This is a genomic window from Heyndrickxia sp. FSL W8-0423, assembly GCF_038009395.1.
Lineage (GTDB): Bacteria > Bacillota > Bacilli > Bacillales > Bacillaceae_C > Heyndrickxia > Heyndrickxia sporothermodurans.
Map to the genome: position 1 here is coordinate 3,244,618 of NZ_JBBPBE010000001.1, position 18,717 is coordinate 3,263,334.

The window sequence follows — 18,717 nt, forward strand, 5'->3', positions numbered from 1 at the left end:
CCCTCTTGTTACTCGGATAATTTATAAAAGGTATCCTCCAAAAGGCTTTTTTCTACTTCAAACATAGTCGGTTTACCAATTTCTTCTAGAAGGACGAAGGCAGGCTTTCCTGATGTAGACTTTTTATCCCTTTTCATTAATTCATATAAAGTGTTAAATTCCATAGAAGAGGGGATTCGCCATTTATAATCTAATTTTTCTATCCAGTTAATAAAAGACTGAATATCAAAGGTTAATCCTAAAAGTTGTTTACTCAGTATTAACGCATAAACCATTCCGCACATAACTGATTCCCCATGTGTAAGCTCGCCAAAACCGGCTTTTGCTTCTATCGCATGTCCTAATGTATGCCCAAAATTCAAATATGCCCGAATCCCTGTTTCCTTTTCGTCTTTGCTTACATACGATGATTTAATCTCAATTCCCTTTTTCAAGTATTTAGCCAGTTGAATATTGTCTAAGTGATTTAAAGAGGACAAATTCTCCATTAACTCTTGCAAAAAATCCGGATCTGCAATTAAACCATGTTTAATCACTTCAGCAAAGCCGCTTCTAACTTGTCTTTCCGGCAAACTATGTAAAAAATTCGTATCATAAATCACCATCTCAGGTTGATAAAAAGCTCCAACCATGTTTTTACCGAGTGGATGATTAATTGCCACTTTTCCACCAACGGCGCTATCATGAGCTAAAATGGTCGTTGGAATTTGTATAAACGGAATCCCGCGCATATATGTAGCAGCTACAAAACCAGCAAGGTCTCCAACTGCTCCTCCACCGAAAGCAAGAATAACGGATTTTCGATCAAGACCGTTTTTTAATGCAAAGGAAAGACAGTCTTCATAAATTTTAAATGTTTTTGCTTTCTCACCGCTAGGAGTTGTATAAACAATCAGATTAGGAAGCTGTTCAATTAGTGTCCCTAAATGCAACTTACTTACTGTTTCATCCGTAATTAACATGATTTTAGTATATTCTTCTAGGCAACTGGATAAAAGATGCATAATATCAGAACCAATGTAAACAGGGTAGTTTTTTGATGCTGTATGAATAGCTACTTTTTCCATTTAAAACTTCCTGCCGTTCGCTTTTTCTTGCTCTACTAGTTCTTTTAGTGTACTAAAACGATCACTATAGTATTGGTTAACTATTGCATCAGCTACTTCCCAAGCAACAACTGCTTCAGCTACAACACTAGCAGCGGGAACTGCACAACTATCAGAACGTTCAATACTAGCCGTAAATGGCTCCTTCGTATCAATATCCACACTTTGCAAAGGTTTATATAAAGTAGGAATTGGTTTCATGACACCTCGAACAACTATAGGCATACCGGTCGTCATGCCACCTTCAAATCCACCTAGTCGGTTTGTTTTTCTTTTATAACCTGTTTCTTTATTCCATATGATCTCATCATGTACTTGGCTGCCCGGTTTTCTTGCCATTTCAAATCCTAGGCCAAATTCTACGCCTTTAAATGCATTAATACTAATGATGGCACTTGCAATTTTCGCATCAAGTTTACGGTCATAATGGACATAACTACCTAATCCAGAAGGCACTCCTTCAACGATAACTTCCACGATACCGCCGATGGAATCACCATCCTTTTTAGCTTGGTCAATCGCTTCCATCATTTTAGCTTCAGCCGTTTCGTCAAAACAACGAACTGGCGAATTTTCGGTTTTTTCCTTTAATTCTTGTAAAGAAGTATATTCGGCTGGATTCGCACGAATTCCACCTATCTCTAGAACATGTCCGGCTACTTCAATACCTAATAAAGATAAAAGCTTTTTAGCAACCGCACCGGCAGCAACTCTTACTGTCGTTTCCCTTGCAGATGACCGTTCAAGGACATTTCGCATATCACGATGACCGTATTTTATTCCACCAACTAAATCAGCATGCCCTGGTCTTGGACGTGTTACTTTTCTTTTAATTTCTTCCGCTTGTCCATCCTCTAATGGGGGTATACCCATAATCTTTGTCCAATGCTTCCAATCATTGTTCTCGACGGCAAGCGTTACCGGAGAACCTAAAGTAACCCCATGTCGGACACCACTTACGATATTGGCCTGGTCTGTTTCAATTTGCATTCTTCTTCCCCGTCCATGACCTTTTTGTCTTCGGGCAAGTTCATAGTTAATATCTTCTGCCGTTAGCGGCATACCTGCCGGCAATCCTTCAATAATTGTTGTAAGTTGCGGGCCATGAGATTCACCTGCTGTTAAATACCTCATAATGTTCCTCCTTTTAGCACTTTAAAGGATTTATGTAACACTATATCATAACTTCCAATATAGATAAACTAAAAAATTTTGAATCTTTGCGAAAATAGCAAAGATACGAAACACACATCGTATTTATCTATTCATCGTATCGATCGTAGCGTCACTTATATTTTCTTATAAAAAAATGTGTCTTCAATCGTAAAATTATATGATTGCGGATTAAAGATTTGTTCAGTACTTCCTACAAATAAAGTTCCCCCCGTTCGAAGTGCAGAATTAAATTTATGATAAAGAAGATCTTTTGCCTCTTCCGTAAAATAAATTAAAACATTTCTGCATACGATTAAATCAAAATTTGATTCGAAGGAGTCAGCAAGTAAATTATGTTGTTTAAAAGTCACGGTTTTTTTGATTTTATCCGAAACACGATAATACGTGCCTTCTAGTGTAAAGTATTTTTTCTTCATTTCAACGGGAACTTCATTTAACGATCTTTCCGGGTATATTCCGATTTTCGCTTTTTCAATTGCGTTACTATCTAAATCAGTAGCCAATATAGAGATGCTAGATAAAGGTATATATTTAGATAATACCATTGCTATTGTATAAGGTTCCTCACCGGTTGACGAAGCGGCGGACCATATTTTTAATGACTTCCTCTCAGCTAATAAACGTGGGAATATTTTATTTTCCAAAACGTCCCACCTTTGTTTGTTACGATAAAATTCGGAAACGTTTATCGTCATTCTGTCTAGAAATTCATGTAAAATGTCAGAATTAGCATTCATAGATTGAAAGTATTCTTGAAATGAGGTATATCCTTTTTTTTCATACAATGATGTTAACCGTCTTTTCATTTGTGCCTCTTTATATAAAGACAAATCAATATTTGTTTTTCTTTTTACTTGGCTGATAAATTCTTTGTAATCAATACTCATTGTCTAATCTCCCATGAAAAAGTCATCTTTACTTAAGTATAATGAATTTTATATTAAAGTGGATATTTTTTTATTTTCATTGCTATAAAAAAAGATCGGCAATTAATGCCGATCTTTTCAAATTAATAAATCCAGTTATTTATTAATTTTGTATATTCAACGAGTTCTTCTTCTTTAAAGAAAAGACCAATTTCTCTTTCCGCACTTTCAGGTGAATCTGATCCATGAATGATGTTTTTGCCTACCGTTACTCCAAAGTCACCACGAATTGTTCCCGGAGCAGCATCTTTAGGATTTGTAGAACCCATCATTTGACGTGCAGTTGCAATGACATTTTCTCCTTGCCAAACCATTGCAAATACCGGACTTGAAGTAATGAAGTCGACTAGCTCACCGAAGAAAGGGCGCTCTTTATGTTCACCATAATGTTGTTCAGCTAATTCTTTTGAAACGCTCATCAATTTTGCACCAACAAGATGAAATCCCTTTTTCTCGAAACGGGAAACGATTTCACCGATTAATTCTCTTTGCACTCCATCAGGTTTTACCATTAAAAAAGTCTTTTCCATCATTATGCCTCCTACGCTGTATCTCGACTGGACTTATGTATCCTCGAAAATAGTACCATTATTTACGAGTTTTAGCAATAAGAAAACGCTTCAATTATTCGTTCTAGTACTTTCGTTTCCCTATAAAATTGGCAACATCAAAAAGAGATTTTCTAAAACGATTATTAGGAAGCTTTTCCAATATAGACATTGCTTTCTTTAAATACCTTTGACTCATTTCATATGACTTTTCGATCGCACCTGTTTTTTTGATCATAGAAATGAGATATTTCATCTCATCTTTAGTTGTACTTTCATTCACTTTCTCAATCATTACTGCAACATCACGATTTTGCATTGCGTACAAAACAGGCAAAGTAATATTCCCCTGAAGTAAATCACCACCGGCCGGCTTTCCAAGTTCTTTTTCCGATGCAGTAAAATCTAATATATCATCAGTGATTTGATAAGACATACCGACATAATAGCCGAACATATATAATTTTTTATGTAATTCTTCATCAGTACCAGCGGCAACGGCTCCTAATTGGCAACTAGCAGCAATCAAGATTGCCGTCTTCCTCTTAATTCGACGAAGATAATCTCTTAGATTTTGATTAAAACGATATTTATCTTGTATTTGTTTAATTTCCCCAATACATACTTCTACCATTGTATCTGCCAAAATTCGATGGGCTGCTGGGTTATTAATCTTTGTCATATACTCAAGGGAACAAGCTAAAATATAATCACCTGCGTACATTGCGGTACGGTTATCCCATGTAGCTTTTACAGTTGGCTTCCCCCGACGTAATTCTGCATCATCAATTACATCATCATGCACTAGTGAAGCCATATGAATAAGTTCTAATGAAACTGCAACATTTTTAATCATTTCAATATCATAGTTTCCAAATTTAGCTGATAGTAGAACAAAAATAGGGCGAATTCTTTTTCCACCAGCTTGAATCAAATTCAAAGAAGCATTTTGTAATAAAGCCGATTCAGATTGTATCGCAGTGATAAGTTCTTTTTCAATAATATCGATATCCGTTTTTAAAAACGAATACAATCTTTGTAATTTCATATTATTTCCACCCAGCTTATCTTTTCTCTTTATAGCCTATATGCGATGCTGCCGCACCTCCACTATATGACTTATATTGAATGTTGTTAAATCCAGCATGCTCAAACAAAATCGCAAGCTCTTTCATTCCTGGAAAATCCCTTGCAGATTCTTGCAACCAAGAATATTCCTTATAACTTTTGGCAAATAGCTTACCCATAATAGGCATAATAAAACGAAAATAGAAATTAAACAGTTGACGATAACCTAATAACGTAGGATGAGAAGTTTCTAGGCATACGGCTAATCCGCCAGGTTTAAGGACACGGTACATTTCCTTTAGTACGTGTAAATAATCAGGTACATTTCTTAAACCAAAACCAATAGTTACATAATCAAATGTATCGTCTTCAAATGGCAGCTCCATCGCATTACCATGAATGATTTCCACTTGTTTTAAGCCTAATGTTTGAACTTTTTCCTCTGCAATTTTAAGCATATTTTTACTAAAATCTAATCCAATAACTTTTCCCTCTGGCCCTACTGCATCTGCTAATGCAATCGTCCAATCTCCTGTACCGCAACAAACATCTAATGCTGTTTTTCCTTTTCCAACAGCCATTTTATTCATTGTATCTTTTCGCCATTTAAGATGTTGTTGAAAACTAATGACAGAATTCATTTTATCATAATTACCGTAGATGGACTCAAATACATGATGTACACGTTCTTCTTTTGATTGCACCTGACTCTCCCTCTTCCAAAAATAGTTTCATTTAGCTTTCCTGATTAAGGAGTATATTTATCCTCTGATCCATTAGTTCATTAAGTTTTACCTGTTCCTTCGCATTCAAAATAGCATCTTTTGTTTGCTTTATGTATTTTTGACAAGTCTGAATTAATACATTCTTATTTTCATTTGAAAGCTGATGAAAAGAATCTTGATTCGTAGGGAAGATAAACTTTTTTAACGCTTCAAAAAAGTAAGAGGATCCGCCTTCTAATGCTTTTTCTTTTTCCCTTAATAGTTTATTTAATAACAATATTTCTTCACTAAGTAGTGACAAATGATTAAATCCAAAAAAGTGGATAAACTTAGACACAATTGTAGATTCAGTTTTCTTTAATGTATGAATATAGTCTTTTAGGTTAATGTCTTCTATTCGATACAAGATTATTTTATATTCATTAACAAGCTTAATGCCACTAGCCAAAGAACTTATTAGTGGGACATTTTCTACTTCTGCTAATAGTTTATAATATAATCCGCTATAATAATCCCCTGCAAGGACTGTTAGTTGCTGTTTTTTTAACGGCTCGTTAGCGTTATTAACTTTATCATGGGTATCAAGGGCAATTTGGATGAGCATAGCAGTTGTTACATAGCGCTCAATGCTTGCAGCAGGCAAGTTCAGTGCAGATAAGCTTTCAATAAGAATCATGATACGATCCTCATCAATATACGGTTTATCTATGTACTGCATTAAATAATTTTGTGATATTTTTTGTTGAATATTTTCTTTGATTGAAGCAACTTGTTGCATCCTTTCTTGCAAGTTCATTTCCCTTAATCCCCATTTCTTCCTCAATTTCTGACAATGTTAAATTTATTTTTCTACTACGATTCACATAAAATTTATTATAACATATAAAGTTTATTTTCTGTGAGATTTGACTAATTAAGATTTAATTAATGTCAAAATTTCTGAGCGTGCGCATTGATCAGTTTCAAAAGAACCACGAACTGCTGTTGTTATCGTTTTTGAACCTGGTTTTTTCACACCTCTCATCGTCATGCACATATGCTCCGCCTCTATAACAACCATTACACCATGTGGATCTAGTTTTTCATTAATAGCATCTGCTACAGTAGAGGTAATACGTTCTTGTAATTGTGGGCGTTTTGCAACTGTTTCGATTGCGCGGGCAAGCCTACTAAGACCAGTAACTTTTCCGTTTCGTGGTAAATAAGCAATATGGGCCTTTCCAAAAAAAGGGATGAGATGATGTTCACAAATTGAATAAAATGGGATGTCCTTAACTAAAACAAGTTCCTCATAATTTTCACTAAAAACAAGCTCAAATAACTCCTTCGGATCTTGATTAATACCACTAAAAATTTCTTCATACATATTTGCAACACGTTTAGGTGTGTCTAGTAGCCCTTCTCTATTGGGATCTTCTCCTACTGCTTCTATAATCAGCCGTATTGCTTCTTCAATTTGTTCGCGATTGATCTCTCCCATGTTGTACCTCCTGCATTGTAAATCGTGCATCATAACTTCTTAATATTAGCATACAGGAAAGGACACAGCAAAATACAAATAGTAAAACATAAAGCATACTAAAATTCTTTAAAAATGGCTTTGATAAACCTTCCCTATAAATAGAAAAAAAGGGCTAATAAAATCAGCCCTTTCTTTCACGCTCAAAGCGAAACGTATGTACTTATTATTTCACAGCATCTTTAAGCGCTTTACCTGGTTTGAATGCAGGAACCTTGCTAGCAGCAATTTCAATTTCTTCACCAGTTTGTGGATTACGTCCTTTACGAGCAGCACGTTCACGTACTTCAAAGTTACCAAATCCAATTAATTGGACTTTATCACCATTTGCTAATGCATTTTGAATTGATTCAAAAATCGCATCAACCGCTTTAGTTGCATCTTTTTTGGAAAGTTCTGTGCTTTCAGCAACAGCATTGATTAATTCTGTTTTGTTCATGCCGTTCACCTCCTCCCGAAATATTAAAAACATTTTGTTTTTGTTTATTTACATTAGTAAACATTTTATCCGGTTTATATACATGTAAACCGTTAAAAACCTTAAGAATGTTGCTGAAATAGCATCAACAACAATTCTGATAAAAGATTATCACAATAAAATCACGTTAGCAAGAATAAATCGTGAAATAATGGGAAACTTTTCTTAAAAACGACAAAATGCCAGGCATTTTGCCTGACATTTTGCTATTAAAGGATAATGGCGATCAATCCGCCTGACCCCTCATTAATTATTCTTTCTAATGTTTCTTTAAGCTTATATCGTGCATTCTCCGGCATAAGCGATAGTTTAGCCTGAATTCCTTCACGTACAATTGAACTTAAATTACGGCCAAATATATCGGAATTCCAGATTGAAAGCGGATTATCTTCAAAGTCTTGCATTAAATAACGTACAAGTTCTTCACTTTGTTTTTCTGTCCCAATAATTGGAGAAAATTCTGATTCCACATCTACTTTAATCATGTGGATGGAAGGAGCAACCGCCTTTAATCTTACACCGAATCTTGAACCTTGACGGATAATTTCCGGTTCATCCAAACTCATATCTCCTAATGTTGGAGAAGCAATTCCATAACCTGTTTGTTTAACCATTTTCAATGCATCGGATATTTGGTCATATTCTCTTTTTGCATGTGAAAAATCCTGCATTAATTCGAGTAAATGATCTTTTCCGCGAATTTCAACACCAACAATTTCTTTTAATACTTGATCATATAATTCATCAGGTGCATAAAGATCAATTTCAGCGACCCCATGCCCCATCTCAATTCCGGCCAGACCGGCGTCATGAATAAATTCGTATTCACTAAATTGTTTGACGACTCGATCTACGTCTCTTAGCCTTTTAATATCTTTAACTGTTTCTTTTACCGCTTCTTGATAGTTTTCCCGGAGCCAATGATTCTCTGTTAAAACCATTACCCAACTTGGTAGATTTACATTTACTTCAAGTACCGGGAATTCATAAAGCGCTTCACGAAGTACATTTAATACATCGCCTTCACGCATACTTTCAACTGACATTGCTAAAACAGGAATATCGTATTTTTCAGCAAGTGAACTACGTAATGACTCCGTTTCAGGATGATGGGGCCGAGCTGAATTGACAACCATAATAAATGGCTTTCCAACCTCTTTTAATTCCGCAATGACCCTTTCTTCGGCTTCAACATAATCATGCCTAGGAATTTCGCCAATTGATCCATCAGTAGTAATCACAACCCCGATTACCGAATGCTCCTGAATAACTTTTCTTGTTCCAATTTCTGCAGCCTCATGAAAAGAAATTGGTTCTTCATACCATGGCGTATGAATCATTCGAGGGCCGTTCTCGTCCTCATATCCTTTTGCACCTGGTACAGTGTAACCAACACAATCAACAAGACGAATATTTACATCCAAACCGTCATCGACATGGACAGAAGCAGCTTGGTTTGGGACAAACTTCGGTTCTGTTGTCATAATGGTTCTTCCAGCAGCACTTTGGGGTAATTCATCTTGTGCGCGATTTCTATCTGCTTCACTCGCAATATTCGGTAACACCACTAATTCCATAAATTTCTTTATAAATGTAGACTTTCCTGTACGTACTGCTCCAACTACGCCTAAATAAATGTCGCCGCCTGTTCTCTCAGCGATATCTTTAAAAATATCAACCTTTTCCAAGAGATTCCCTCCCCACATTAAGTTACCGGGTACATCTTTAAAATGATTTGGACACTATATGTGTATGATGTTGTCCTATTCTCTTATGACAATAAAATGATGAATAATCATCTTTTTTCTATCATTTTTGGCCATGTTAACTTATTCTTCGAAAAATAGAGGATAATTCCCATTTCAACATAAAATAATAACAAAGCCATAAAAATAAAACCCTTCCTCTACAATATATTTTGTAAAGAAAGGGTTATGACTACTTTGTCAAAAAAATAGGTTCGTTTTTTTCATCCACTGTATAAGGTAAAGAGTACGCTGGAACAAACTGCGAGTTTTTCGTTAGTATAGAGCGAATATCTTCCCCTTGTTTCACATGTTCTTTATTATTTTTTAAAGCTTGGTATAAGTCACTGCTGTAATCCACATAAATCTCTCCCTTTGTTGTGATTACAAAGGGAAGATTATTGTTCGTATAAGGAGAAATTGCATACGGCTCCTCTTTATATCCAATTTTTTTATAATTAATCGTATATACATTTTTACTAACTTGGTCTTTGAAAGGAGGATACCCTTGAGCGTCAATACGCATATGTATTTCTCTTACTTTCTCAGCTATCCGTAAATCAAATATTTTCACTTTAGGTTTGTTTTCAACATCTATTAGAACATATTGAAAAATACCCCCATTTTCATATGAATTTCCCGGAGCATCCGATAAATAGTTTGGAATCATCTTTTTAAAATCTATTGGATATTTTTCATATATTGGTGTACTTTGATCTTTTGTTTTAATGGGAAGTATTCCATCATTATCCTTTTGAAATTTGTTAACTGCTTTTTGAACTTCTTCGATTTGACTTTCATAAGGCACTTGATTTTTTGCTAACTTATCTTGAGGATACATACATCCACTTAAAAGTGCAATCAATGATAAAACTAGAATTAGAAGTGTAAATCTCTTCAAAATACTATTTCAATCCTTTCCGAAAAGGTATAATTTTAATTGCCTGTTGGTCCAGTAAATACAACAAATACCATAATAATGCCGCCAACAATTAAACATAAATATGCAAATAATGCAGTAATCGCTTTTAATAATTTCATTTTAATTTTGTACCTACTAAAATAAATGGCAATCATCGCAACGGCCAATAAACCCATTCCTGCAATGGAAATCCACATTTTCAGCATCGATTCAGACATACCTATTTCCACCTTTTCAAAAAATTTGGTGCATGCTACATATTTTAGATTAATTTTCTACAAACTACGGAACATATTATAACATATTCCTTACTAATCGCTAGCATGGATTGTTGTTTTAAAAAATGAAAGTAACTGAAAATAAAAAAACTGAGGTAAGCGGCGTTAACCTTACCTCAGTAAAAATATTAGACAGATACCCATTCCACTAGTTTAAAGCTTTTACTTCATGGCATTTTATGCAATTTCATACAGTTTTGCATCGTCGAATGCCTAATAAGAAGATAATTAATCATTTAATAAATTTGTTAAATCTTCGTTTTCATGTGTTTTTAATCTACCCATTAAGCTGTCGACCGCTTCCTTTGGATTAAACTCATTAAATAATACACTGTACAAAGCATTTGCAATTGGCATTTGTACATCATATTTTTTCGCCAGCTGGTGTGCTGCTTTCGTTGTTCTTACACCTTCTACAACCATCCCCATATTTTCCAGCACTTCATTAAGTTTCATTCCTTTACCAAGCATATTTCCAGCTCTCCAATTTCTTGAATGAACGCTAGTACATGTAACAATTAAATCCCCAATACCAGAAAGGCCTAAAAATGTTAACGGATTAGCGCCCATTTTTGTTCCTAATCGAGCTATCTCAGCTAATCCTCTAGTAATTAATGCTGCTTTGGCATTATCACCGTAACCAAGACCATCAGAGATCCCTGCGGCTAATGCAATAATATTTTTCAACGCACCGCCAATTTCGACACCAATAATATCCGAATTGGTATAAACACGAAAATTTTGGTTCATAAATAAATCTTGCACATGCTTAGCGGCTTCTTCATTTTCCGAGGAAACAGTTACGGTTGTTGGATGCCTTAAACTTACTTCTTCGGCGTGACTCGGTCCAGATAAAACAACAATGTCTTGCAAGAGATCATTTGGAAATTCTTCTTTAATCATTTCTGAAATTCTAAGTAATGTATCAGGTTCAATCCCTTTACTAACATGGATAATTGTAATTGGTTTTGTTTGAAACTTGGCAATTTTCCCTAACACTTCACGAATAGCCTTTGTCGGAACGGCGAGTACAATATTATTAATGCCGTTCATTGCCATCTCTAAAGAATCATAGCCAATGATAGATTCGGATAATTGAATATCAGGTAAATATTTTTTATTTGTATGAGAACGATTTATCTCCTCAATTTGCTCTTTCTTATGACCCCATAAGTGAACTTCATGTTCATTATCAGCTAGTACTATTGCAAGTGCTGTCCCCCAGCTACCTGCACCAATTACTGCAATTTTTTCATTTTTACAAGTCATTTTCATCACCTAATTATCAAATAATATAGCGCCCGTGCTTTACTTATTTTCTTCGACGACAAATAATTTTTATCGGTGTTCCTTCAAAATTAAATGCATCACGTATTCGATTTTCCAAAAATCTCTCATAAGAAAAATGCATTAGTTCAGGTTCATTAACGAAAACAACAAAGGTTGGTGGTTTAATAGCCACTTGTGTGGCATAGTAAATTCTTAACCTCTTCCCTTTATCCGTTGGTGTAGGATTCATTGCAACAGCATCCATAATCACTTCATTTAAAATACTTGATTGAACACGCATGGCATGATTTTCACTAACTGTTTGAATAACTGGAATTAATGTTTGGACTCTTTTTTTCGTTTTGGCTGACAAGAATACGATTGGTGCATACGATAAAAAGAGAAAATGTTCGCGAATATTTTCTTCGAATTTTTTCATCGTTTTTTCGTCTTTTTCAACCGCATCCCATTTATTCACAACAATTACTATTGCTCTACCAGCTTCATGGGCATAGCCAGCAATACGCTTGTCCTGTTCTCTTATTCCCTCTTCGCCATTTAATACAACACAGACGACATCTGATCGTTCAATAGCTCGTAGTGCACGAAGAACACTATATTTTTCGGTACTCTCATACACTTTCCCTTTTTTCCTCATCCCTGCCGTATCAATAATGACATATTTTTGATCATCGAACGTGTACATCGAATCAATTGCATCCCGAGTCGTTCCTTCAATATCACTTACAATTACACGCTCTTCTCCTAGTATAGCGTTTACAAGTGATGATTTTCCAACATTAGGCCGTCCAATAAAACTAAATTTAATTGTATCCTCGTCATATTCTGTATCCTCGGACTTAGGAAAGTGTTTGGCTACTTCATCTAAAAGGTCACCTAATCCAATTCCATGTGCCCCTGAAATAGGAAAGGGATCACCAAATCCAAGTGAATAGAAATCATAAATCTGATCTCTCATTTCTGGATTATCAATTTTGTTTATTGCTAAAACGACAGGCTTTTTTGATTTATACAAAATTTTTGCAACTACTTCGTCAGCCGAGGTAATTCCTTCACGTCCACTAGCGATAAAAATAATAACGTCTGCCTCATCAATAGCAATCTCCGCTTGACTTCTAATTTGTTCAAGAAATGGTTCATCTCCAATATCAATACCACCAGTATCAATAATATTAAAATCATGAGCTAACCACTCCGCAGAACTGTAAATTCGATCTCTAGTAACCCCGGGTACATCTTCAACGATAGAAATACGTTCACCGACAATGCGATTAAAAATTGTTGACTTCCCTACATTCGGACGACCTACAATCGCGACAACTGGTTTTGTCACCGTAATCACCCTTTCATATATATTTTCTTCCATCTCATTCACTTTTTGTTGATTAAAAAGCTACGTTAAAGTGCTATGTTGATTTTTGTACTAGTTAATTGAAGCGAGCATCTGCAGCGAAAAATCAACAACCAAGTTTAACAGAGCTTATAAAAAATTGATGTTGTAAACGACTAACCTAGATAGTTTATCAATAATATGTTTGACAAGCAATAAATAGATTGGAAGAGATAAGCGATTAATGAAAATTTAACCTTGCTTTTCTCTTTCAATATTACTTTTCGTAGAAATATTCGAAAATGCATAATTCATAAATGTCCAAGTAAAACTTATACTTAAAAATATTGTATATACATCTAAATAATCAGCACTCCCTATCGTATAGGGAAAATTCCATTTTTTTAGAATAAGCGAATAGATAACCTCTCCTTGCAAAGTTCCTGCAGTTGTACAAATGATTTGAGAATATAATGTTTGTGAAAAAAGTAGCTTTGACAATAAGAAGAGAAACCCTCCAAGTAAAAATCGACGATCAAAAAACATCCAAACCGGATCATATAATTCCAATAATAACATACCACAAAAACCAGTCATCATGATGAGAATTGCTACAAACATATATATCTTCTTCACGAGTGAAAGTTTTGAGAAATGATAAAAGCAAATAGCTAACATTACTAATGATGGCAATTGAATTGTTAATGTAAATAAATTGATTTTATACGGAAAAAGAATTAATAAAAGCAATGATAATGTCGCTAACCAGATTCTTATTTTATTTTGTTTACTTATGATAAAAGTCGAGAAAATCCAGACACTCCAAAGAAAAAATAAATAAAAAAATCCACTCACAAAAACACCTCCTTTCTTTTCATTATGGGAAAAGAAAAAAAGTTCTAACCATGAATAGTAATTTTTTCTGTACAAATGCTAATTATCGAGGGAGGTGTTTTGCAATGGGAAAAGATCGGCAAGAAAAAAAGTTGAAGGCAAGTCGTCGAGTAGAGTCAGATCGCGACCAAGCACTACACTATAACGGATCAACAAAGCTTGAAGGACCGGAAGATGCTAGAAAAAACCAAAGAGGATAAGAAAAGCTGAGCGCTAGACGCTGCAGCTGGACAGGAAAGCTATATATATTTAATCAAAAATAAAAAACTCTCGTAATGAGAGTTTTTATTTTAAATTTAGTTTTTCAATTCTTTTAACTTTTCACCAATTACTTCTCCTAATTGAAAGCCTTTTGCTTCCTCCGGAAGTTCATAATCAATAACTTCTTCTGTATTACGCTCTTCAAGATCTTTAATGCTAAGTGACAAACGATTTTCCTCAGAGTTTACATCTAATACTTTCACTTGCACTTCTTGACCTTCTTTTAATACTTCATGTGGGGTATTTATATGCTTATGGGAAATTTGAGAAATATGAACTAATCCTTCAACACCCGGTAGCACCTCAACAAATGCGCCAAAAGAAACTAATCTTTTCACTTTACCCGTAAAAACTGCTCCTTTAGGTGCTTTCTCTTCAATATTTGCCCATGGCCCTGGTTGAGTTTCTTTAATGGATAAAGAAATTCGTTCATTATCATGATCAACAGAAAGTACTTTCACTTTAACTGTTTGACCCTCTTCAAGAACATCAGACGGTTTATCGACATGCTCATGGGACAATTGAGAAATATGAACAAGTCCGTCTACACCGCCAATATCAACAAAAGCTCCAAAATCTGTAATTCTCTGAACAACTCCCTCGAGTGTTTGTCCAGCTTGTATTTGTTTTAAAGCCTGTTTCTTTTTCTCTAATTTTTCTGATTCAACGACTGCTCGATGAGAGAGAATAATTCGGTTCTTTTCGCGATCTAATTCAACAATTTTAAATGACAATGTTTTGCCTTTATAATCTTCAAAGTCTTCAACATAATAATCTTCAACAAGTGATGCCGGAACAAACCCTCTAATTCCTAAATCAACCACTAAGCCACCTTTAACTACATCACTAACAACTGCATCAAACACAATATTATTTTCAAAACGTTGTTTCAATTCATCCCACGCCAATTCTGCGTCAACTTTCCGTTTTGAAACAACAAGAGCTTCCTCTTCGACCTTTGTGACAACGAGATCAAGGACATCACCGACACTTACAACGTCCGATGCTTTTTCAATATGAAGGCTTGATAATTCACTGATTGGGATAATACCGTCTATTTTGCTACCTTCAATAGCAACAAGAACTTGCTTTTCCTCAACCTTTGTAACAGTTCCTTTTACTTTGTCATTTTCTGAAAAGGTCCTTACTTCTACTTGATTCATCTCATCTGTCATATGTATTCCTCCTCGTATAATAAGTTTTAGAAATTGCTTTTATTGTTCTTTGATAACTAAATAATTAAGATATTGCTATCTATGATGGAGGCAATGCTGCTCTCTCTTTATATTCATAAATAGCACAACCCGAATTGCTTGGATACTGGGGGATATCCCTGGATAATAGACATTGGAATGGATCCAACTGGGAATATGCTGTTTCCTCCTGTAGTTCGACTACGATTAAAGACTGTGACCCAGACAATGGTTGTACTGCAAACACACAAGCTGTATCGGTGTATTTCTATACCAATGTTAGTGGACATTGGGGCAGCTTTTAGAGACGCACCTTTTGAATACTCATACGCGAGGCTGTTGCCAGACCATTGTTTCTAGGGATATCCCGCAGTATCCAAGCTTATTCCATAATCAAATGAAAGGAGGTCCTTTCCGTGAATTTATTTGTAGGTATTGATGTAAGCTCTAAAAAACTTGATGTGTGTTTTCTGGACAGCGAAGACACACGTTTAAAAGAAACGACTTTTCCAAACGATATTCATGGAGCGAACCAGATTAAAGAAAATATCTTAGCTTATCATGGACAATCCCATTACGAAAAAATCATTGTCGGCATGGAATCCACCTCTGTGTATAGCTTTCACCCTGCGCATCTTTTAGATAACGATGCCGACTTAAAACGGATTGGGGTGGAAGTGGTGGTTCAAAATCCAAAGGCGATCCATCGGTTTAAAGGCTTATTTGAAGAAGATAAAACCGATAAAATTGATGCATTTCGGATTGCCGACTTTCTTCGGTTTGGGCGCTATAATAAAACCATCATCAAGGAAGAAAAGTATGTTGCCCTTCAGCGTTTAACGCGTTCTCGTTATCAGGTCATTCATCAATTGACCGAGTGTAAGCAGCATTTCCTTGAAAATCTCTATTACAAGTGCAATACATTGACCAATGAAGTAGATACTTCTGTTTTTGGTTCGACCATGATGGAGTTGTTCGCTGAATCCTTTTCGCTGGATGAGATCGCTCAGATGGAGCTGGAAGAGCTGGCTGAGTTCCTTCAAGAGAGAGGAAAAGGTCGCTTTCGTCAGCCAGAAAAAGTTGCGAAATCCATCCAAAAGGCGATTCGTGACTCCTACCGTTTAGGCAAGGTCGTACAGGACTCCGTTGATGTCGTATTGGCCACCTATGCCAAACTCATTCAAACACTTAAAAACCAGGTCAAAGAGTTAGAAAAAGGGATTGAGTCCCTATTTCACATTATTCCAGAAGGACAGTGCTTGAAAAGCGTGCCGGGTATTGGTCCGGTTTATGCGGCAGGGATTATCGCCGAAATCGGTCAAATTGATCGATTTGAAACACAAGCGCAAATAGCTAAATATGCCGGTCTCTTCTGGAAAAAATCGCAATCAGGCGACTATGAATCGGAACGAACACCACGAGTCATGTCGGGAAATCAGTATCTTCGTTATTACTTAGTTGAAGCTGCCAACTCGGTCCAACGAAATGAACCCGCCTATCGTGAATTTTACTTAAAGAAGTATAAAGAAGTTCCGAAATTTCAACACAAAAGAGCCCTTGTCATGACTGCAAGAAAATTAGTGCGTTTGGTGGATGTGCTACTACGCAATCACCAACTCTACACGCCAAAAAGGAGCGTGTAACTCAAAAGCAAATAGCTGCTTTTGAATCCTTTCAGCAAACCCGAACAAGCGTTCTTGTGATGGTGCGGGTTTAGTTCAGTGCGCCTTTTTTTCCTTTGAAAGTCCAAAATCAACTTTATTTTTTATGGATTTTCTCTTGACTTATTACCACAAGTCTTAATCTAAATACCGAAAGCAGATGCTACATGTGTTTTTGAGTTCTTTGTTTCTCTATGAAACTCGAATAAATATATCCATTTAGCTTCCATGCTTTTCTAATTTCTTATAATTCAAAATATAATCCTTCTATAAACTTCTAACAAATGCTACATTTTGTCAAGTAAAGAGACTTAGCAACGATGAGTTTCTATTAATTTTTTGATATGGTCCATTATAACAGCGGTAACTTCACTTGCACTTGCTTTTTTTTCACGTAGTTCCTTCATGTCAATCGGTTGACCATATACAACTTTCAATTTTTTAAACGGCTTATACGGACCGATAATTGCACATGGAACAACTGCCGCTTCCGATCTTAACGCAAAAAATCCGGCACCGGAAAGACCTTCACCGAGTTCACCAGTCTTACTTCGCTTGCCTTCCGGAAATAATCCTAATACTTGATTATCTTTAAGTACTTTTAGCCCTTTTCTCAAAGCTTCCCTATCGTTCATTCCCCTCTTTACAGGGAAGACATTTAAGTGTTTCATTAATGTTTTAATGACAGGTGTTTTAAATAATTCTTCTTTCCCCATAAAGATAACTGGTCTTGGGGCGGTAATACCAACAACCGGCGGGTCAAGATTATCGATGTGATTAGGACATAAAAGAACCCCGCCACTTTTAGGAAAGTTCTCTAATCCTATTACTTGAATTCTAAATAGAGGTTTAAAAATTCTCCATACAACGACTTTTGCAAAAGAATAAAATGTCACGCTAATTCGATCCTTTCATTAGCTAAGTTCATTATTTTATTTACAACATCATCGATAGATAGCGATGTAGTATCGATAATAATTGCATCTTCTGCTTTTTTCAAAGGGGCAACTTCACGTTCAGAGTCAAGCTTATCCCGCTGTTCAATTTCCTTTTTTAATTGAGCAAGGTCTGATGGATAACCTTTTGAAATATTTTCGTTATGACGTCTTACCGCGCGTTCTTCTACACTCGCAAGTAAAAAGATTTTTAATTCTGCATCAGGGATAACATGTGTTCCAATATCCCGCCCATCCATAACAACAGCACCATCTTTTGCGAAGGCTTGTTGTCTCTTTACCATCTCTTCACGCACTAAACGATGTTTTGAAACATTTGATACATTGTTTGTTACGTGACCTTGACGAATTTCATTCGTTACATCAATTCCATCGACAAATACAAGTTGTCCGTTTTTACCCGGTTTAAGTTCTATTGATGTCGCATGCAGGAGATCTGCTAACGCTTCTTCATTATTTATGTCCACTTCATTTTCAATGGCCTTAAGTGTTAATGATCGATACATAGCTCCCGTATCTATGTATATAAACGACAAGTTTTCTGCCACAATTTTAGCAACTGTACTTTTTCCGGCAGCTGCAGGACCATCAATTGCGATTCTAATTTTTTTGTTCATTTCATTCCACCCTAATCTAATAAA

General features: G+C 35.6%; 20 protein-coding genes. 2 read left to right on the plus strand and 18 right to left on the minus strand.

Features of this window, described 5'->3' with window-relative positions; all coding sequences use genetic code 11:
- Positions 1-8: 8 nt before the first annotated feature.
- The 15 genes from aroB to MKY81_RS16655 all read right to left on the minus strand — a co-directional run bounded on the left by aroB (position 9) and on the right by MKY81_RS16655 (position 13,966).
- Entirely contained in the window at positions 9-1,067 is a 1,059-nt protein-coding gene (gene aroB, locus MKY81_RS16585; protein ID WP_341118367.1) for a 3-dehydroquinate synthase, read from the minus strand.
- Positions 1,068-2,240, minus strand: a complete 1,173-nt coding sequence (gene aroC / locus MKY81_RS16590) for a chorismate synthase (protein ID WP_066228644.1) — start codon at positions 2,238-2,240, stop codon at positions 1,068-1,070. It abuts the gene before it with no gap.
- Positions 2,241-2,395: 155 nt separating this feature from the next.
- Positions 2,396-3,169: a CheR family methyltransferase gene (locus tag MKY81_RS16595; RefSeq protein ID WP_341118368.1), complete on the minus strand. Its 774-nt coding sequence runs from the start codon at positions 3,167-3,169 to the stop codon at positions 2,396-2,398.
- 122 nt (positions 3,170-3,291) lie between these two features.
- Positions 3,292-3,738 carry a nucleoside-diphosphate kinase gene (ndk, locus tag MKY81_RS16600; RefSeq protein ID WP_066228652.1) on the minus strand — a complete coding sequence of 149 codons (447 nt, stop codon included), beginning with the start codon at positions 3,736-3,738 and terminating at the stop codon, positions 3,292-3,294.
- 103 nt (positions 3,739-3,841) lie between these two features.
- Complete coding sequence (hepT, locus tag MKY81_RS16605) at positions 3,842-4,804, minus strand: heptaprenyl diphosphate synthase component II (RefSeq protein ID WP_066228655.1); 963 nt, start codon at positions 4,802-4,804, stop codon at positions 3,842-3,844.
- 16 nt (positions 4,805-4,820) lie between these two features.
- On the minus strand, positions 4,821-5,528 hold the full coding sequence (locus MKY81_RS16610; protein WP_066228658.1) for a demethylmenaquinone methyltransferase: 708 nt from the start codon (positions 5,526-5,528) through the stop codon (positions 4,821-4,823).
- A gap of 31 nt (positions 5,529-5,559) precedes the next feature.
- The gene (locus MKY81_RS16615; RefSeq protein WP_107920396.1) at positions 5,560-6,345 is read right to left on the minus strand and encodes a heptaprenyl diphosphate synthase component 1; all 786 of its coding nucleotides are present in this window, start codon (positions 6,343-6,345) and stop codon (positions 5,560-5,562) included.
- A gap of 117 nt (positions 6,346-6,462) precedes the next feature.
- Complete coding sequence (gene folE / locus MKY81_RS16620) at positions 6,463-7,029, minus strand: GTP cyclohydrolase I FolE (protein ID WP_066228664.1); 567 nt, start codon at positions 7,027-7,029, stop codon at positions 6,463-6,465.
- Between the two features lie 205 nt (positions 7,030-7,234).
- Positions 7,235-7,507 (minus strand): HU family DNA-binding protein, encoded by a 273-nt coding sequence (locus MKY81_RS16625; protein WP_066228667.1) that lies wholly within the window; start codon positions 7,505-7,507, stop codon positions 7,235-7,237.
- 248 nt (positions 7,508-7,755) lie between these two features.
- A complete protein-coding gene (gene spoIVA, locus MKY81_RS16630) occupies positions 7,756-9,234 on the minus strand; it encodes a stage IV sporulation protein A (protein ID WP_066228672.1) in 1,479 nt (492 codons plus the stop codon).
- Between the two features lie 250 nt (positions 9,235-9,484).
- Positions 9,485-10,192, minus strand: coding sequence for a hypothetical protein (locus tag MKY81_RS16635; RefSeq protein WP_445663933.1), 708 nt, complete (start codon positions 10,190-10,192; stop codon positions 9,485-9,487).
- 35 nt (positions 10,193-10,227) lie between these two features.
- Positions 10,228-10,431, minus strand: a complete 204-nt coding sequence (locus MKY81_RS16640) for a DUF2768 domain-containing protein (protein WP_066228678.1) — start codon at positions 10,429-10,431, stop codon at positions 10,228-10,230.
- A gap of 288 nt (positions 10,432-10,719) precedes the next feature.
- A complete protein-coding gene (locus MKY81_RS16645) occupies positions 10,720-11,760 on the minus strand; it encodes an NAD(P)H-dependent glycerol-3-phosphate dehydrogenase (protein ID WP_107920392.1) in 1,041 nt (346 codons plus the stop codon).
- A 43-nt stretch (positions 11,761-11,803) separates the two neighbouring features.
- A complete protein-coding gene (gene der, locus MKY81_RS16650; RefSeq protein ID WP_341118369.1) occupies positions 11,804-13,114 on the minus strand; it encodes a ribosome biogenesis GTPase Der in 1,311 nt (436 codons plus the stop codon).
- 249 nt (positions 13,115-13,363) lie between these two features.
- Entirely contained in the window at positions 13,364-13,966 is a 603-nt protein-coding gene (locus tag MKY81_RS16655) for a YphA family membrane protein (RefSeq protein ID WP_108071372.1), read from the minus strand.
- Between the two features lie 104 nt (positions 13,967-14,070).
- On the opposite strand from MKY81_RS16655, the gene MKY81_RS16660 reads away from it, so the two are divergent.
- Complete coding sequence (locus MKY81_RS16660) at positions 14,071-14,205, plus strand: YpzI family protein (RefSeq protein WP_066228686.1); 135 nt, start codon at positions 14,071-14,073, stop codon at positions 14,203-14,205.
- A 96-nt stretch (positions 14,206-14,301) separates the two neighbouring features.
- Here the strand turns inward: MKY81_RS16660 and rpsA are convergent, their stop codons facing one another.
- Positions 14,302-15,441: a 30S ribosomal protein S1 gene (rpsA, locus tag MKY81_RS16665; RefSeq protein WP_341118370.1), complete on the minus strand. Its 1,140-nt coding sequence runs from the start codon at positions 15,439-15,441 to the stop codon at positions 14,302-14,304.
- Between the two features lie 434 nt (positions 15,442-15,875).
- Between rpsA and MKY81_RS16670 the strand changes: the two genes are divergently transcribed.
- Positions 15,876-17,102, plus strand: coding sequence for an IS110 family transposase (locus tag MKY81_RS16670; protein WP_108073350.1), 1,227 nt, complete (start codon positions 15,876-15,878; stop codon positions 17,100-17,102).
- Positions 17,103-17,431: 329 nt separating this feature from the next.
- On the opposite strand, the gene MKY81_RS16675 is transcribed toward MKY81_RS16670, so the two are convergent.
- Both MKY81_RS16675 and cmk read right to left on the minus strand, forming a co-directional pair.
- Entirely contained in the window at positions 17,432-18,016 is a 585-nt protein-coding gene (locus MKY81_RS16675; protein ID WP_325946003.1) for a lysophospholipid acyltransferase family protein, read from the minus strand.
- A complete protein-coding gene (cmk, locus tag MKY81_RS16680) occupies positions 18,013-18,693 on the minus strand; it encodes a (d)CMP kinase (protein WP_066228692.1) in 681 nt (226 codons plus the stop codon). The genes MKY81_RS16675 and cmk overlap by 4 nt, the downstream gene beginning before the upstream one ends.
- Positions 18,694-18,717: the final 24 nt, after the last annotated feature.

Excerpts from the sequence above, each read along its gene's own strand:
- aroB (WP_341118367.1), bottom strand. The coding sequence starts at position 1,067 with ATGGAAAAAGTAGCTATTCATACAGCATCAAAAAACTACCCTGTTTAC.
- aroC (WP_066228644.1), bottom strand. The coding sequence starts at position 2,240 with ATGAGGTATTTAACAGCAGGTGAATCTCATGGCCCGCAACTTACAACA.
- MKY81_RS16595 (WP_341118368.1), bottom strand. The coding sequence starts at position 3,169 with ATGAGTATTGATTACAAAGAATTTATCAGCCAAGTAAAAAGAAAAACA.
- ndk (WP_066228652.1), bottom strand. The coding sequence starts at position 3,738 with ATGGAAAAGACTTTTTTAATGGTAAAACCTGATGGAGTGCAAAGAGAA.
- hepT (WP_066228655.1), bottom strand. The coding sequence starts at position 4,804 with ATGAAATTACAAAGATTGTATTCGTTTTTAAAAACGGATATCGATATT.
- MKY81_RS16615 (WP_107920396.1), bottom strand. The coding sequence starts at position 6,345 with ATGAACTTGCAAGAAAGGATGCAACAAGTTGCTTCAATCAAAGAAAAT.
- folE (WP_066228664.1), bottom strand. The coding sequence starts at position 7,029 with ATGGGAGAGATCAATCGCGAACAAATTGAAGAAGCAATACGGCTGATT.
- MKY81_RS16625 (WP_066228667.1), bottom strand. The coding sequence starts at position 7,507 with ATGAACAAAACAGAATTAATCAATGCTGTTGCTGAAAGCACAGAACTT.
- MKY81_RS16640 (WP_066228678.1), bottom strand. The coding sequence starts at position 10,431 with ATGTCTGAATCGATGCTGAAAATGTGGATTTCCATTGCAGGAATGGGT.
- MKY81_RS16645 (WP_107920392.1), bottom strand. The coding sequence starts at position 11,760 with ATGACTTGTAAAAATGAAAAAATTGCAGTAATTGGTGCAGGTAGCTGG.
- MKY81_RS16660 (WP_066228686.1), top strand. The coding sequence starts at position 14,071 with ATGGGAAAAGATCGGCAAGAAAAAAAGTTGAAGGCAAGTCGTCGAGTA.
- rpsA (WP_341118370.1), bottom strand. The coding sequence starts at position 15,441 with ATGACAGATGAGATGAATCAAGTAGAAGTAAGGACCTTTTCAGAAAAT.
- cmk (WP_066228692.1), bottom strand. The coding sequence starts at position 18,693 with ATGAACAAAAAAATTAGAATCGCAATTGATGGTCCTGCAGCTGCCGGA.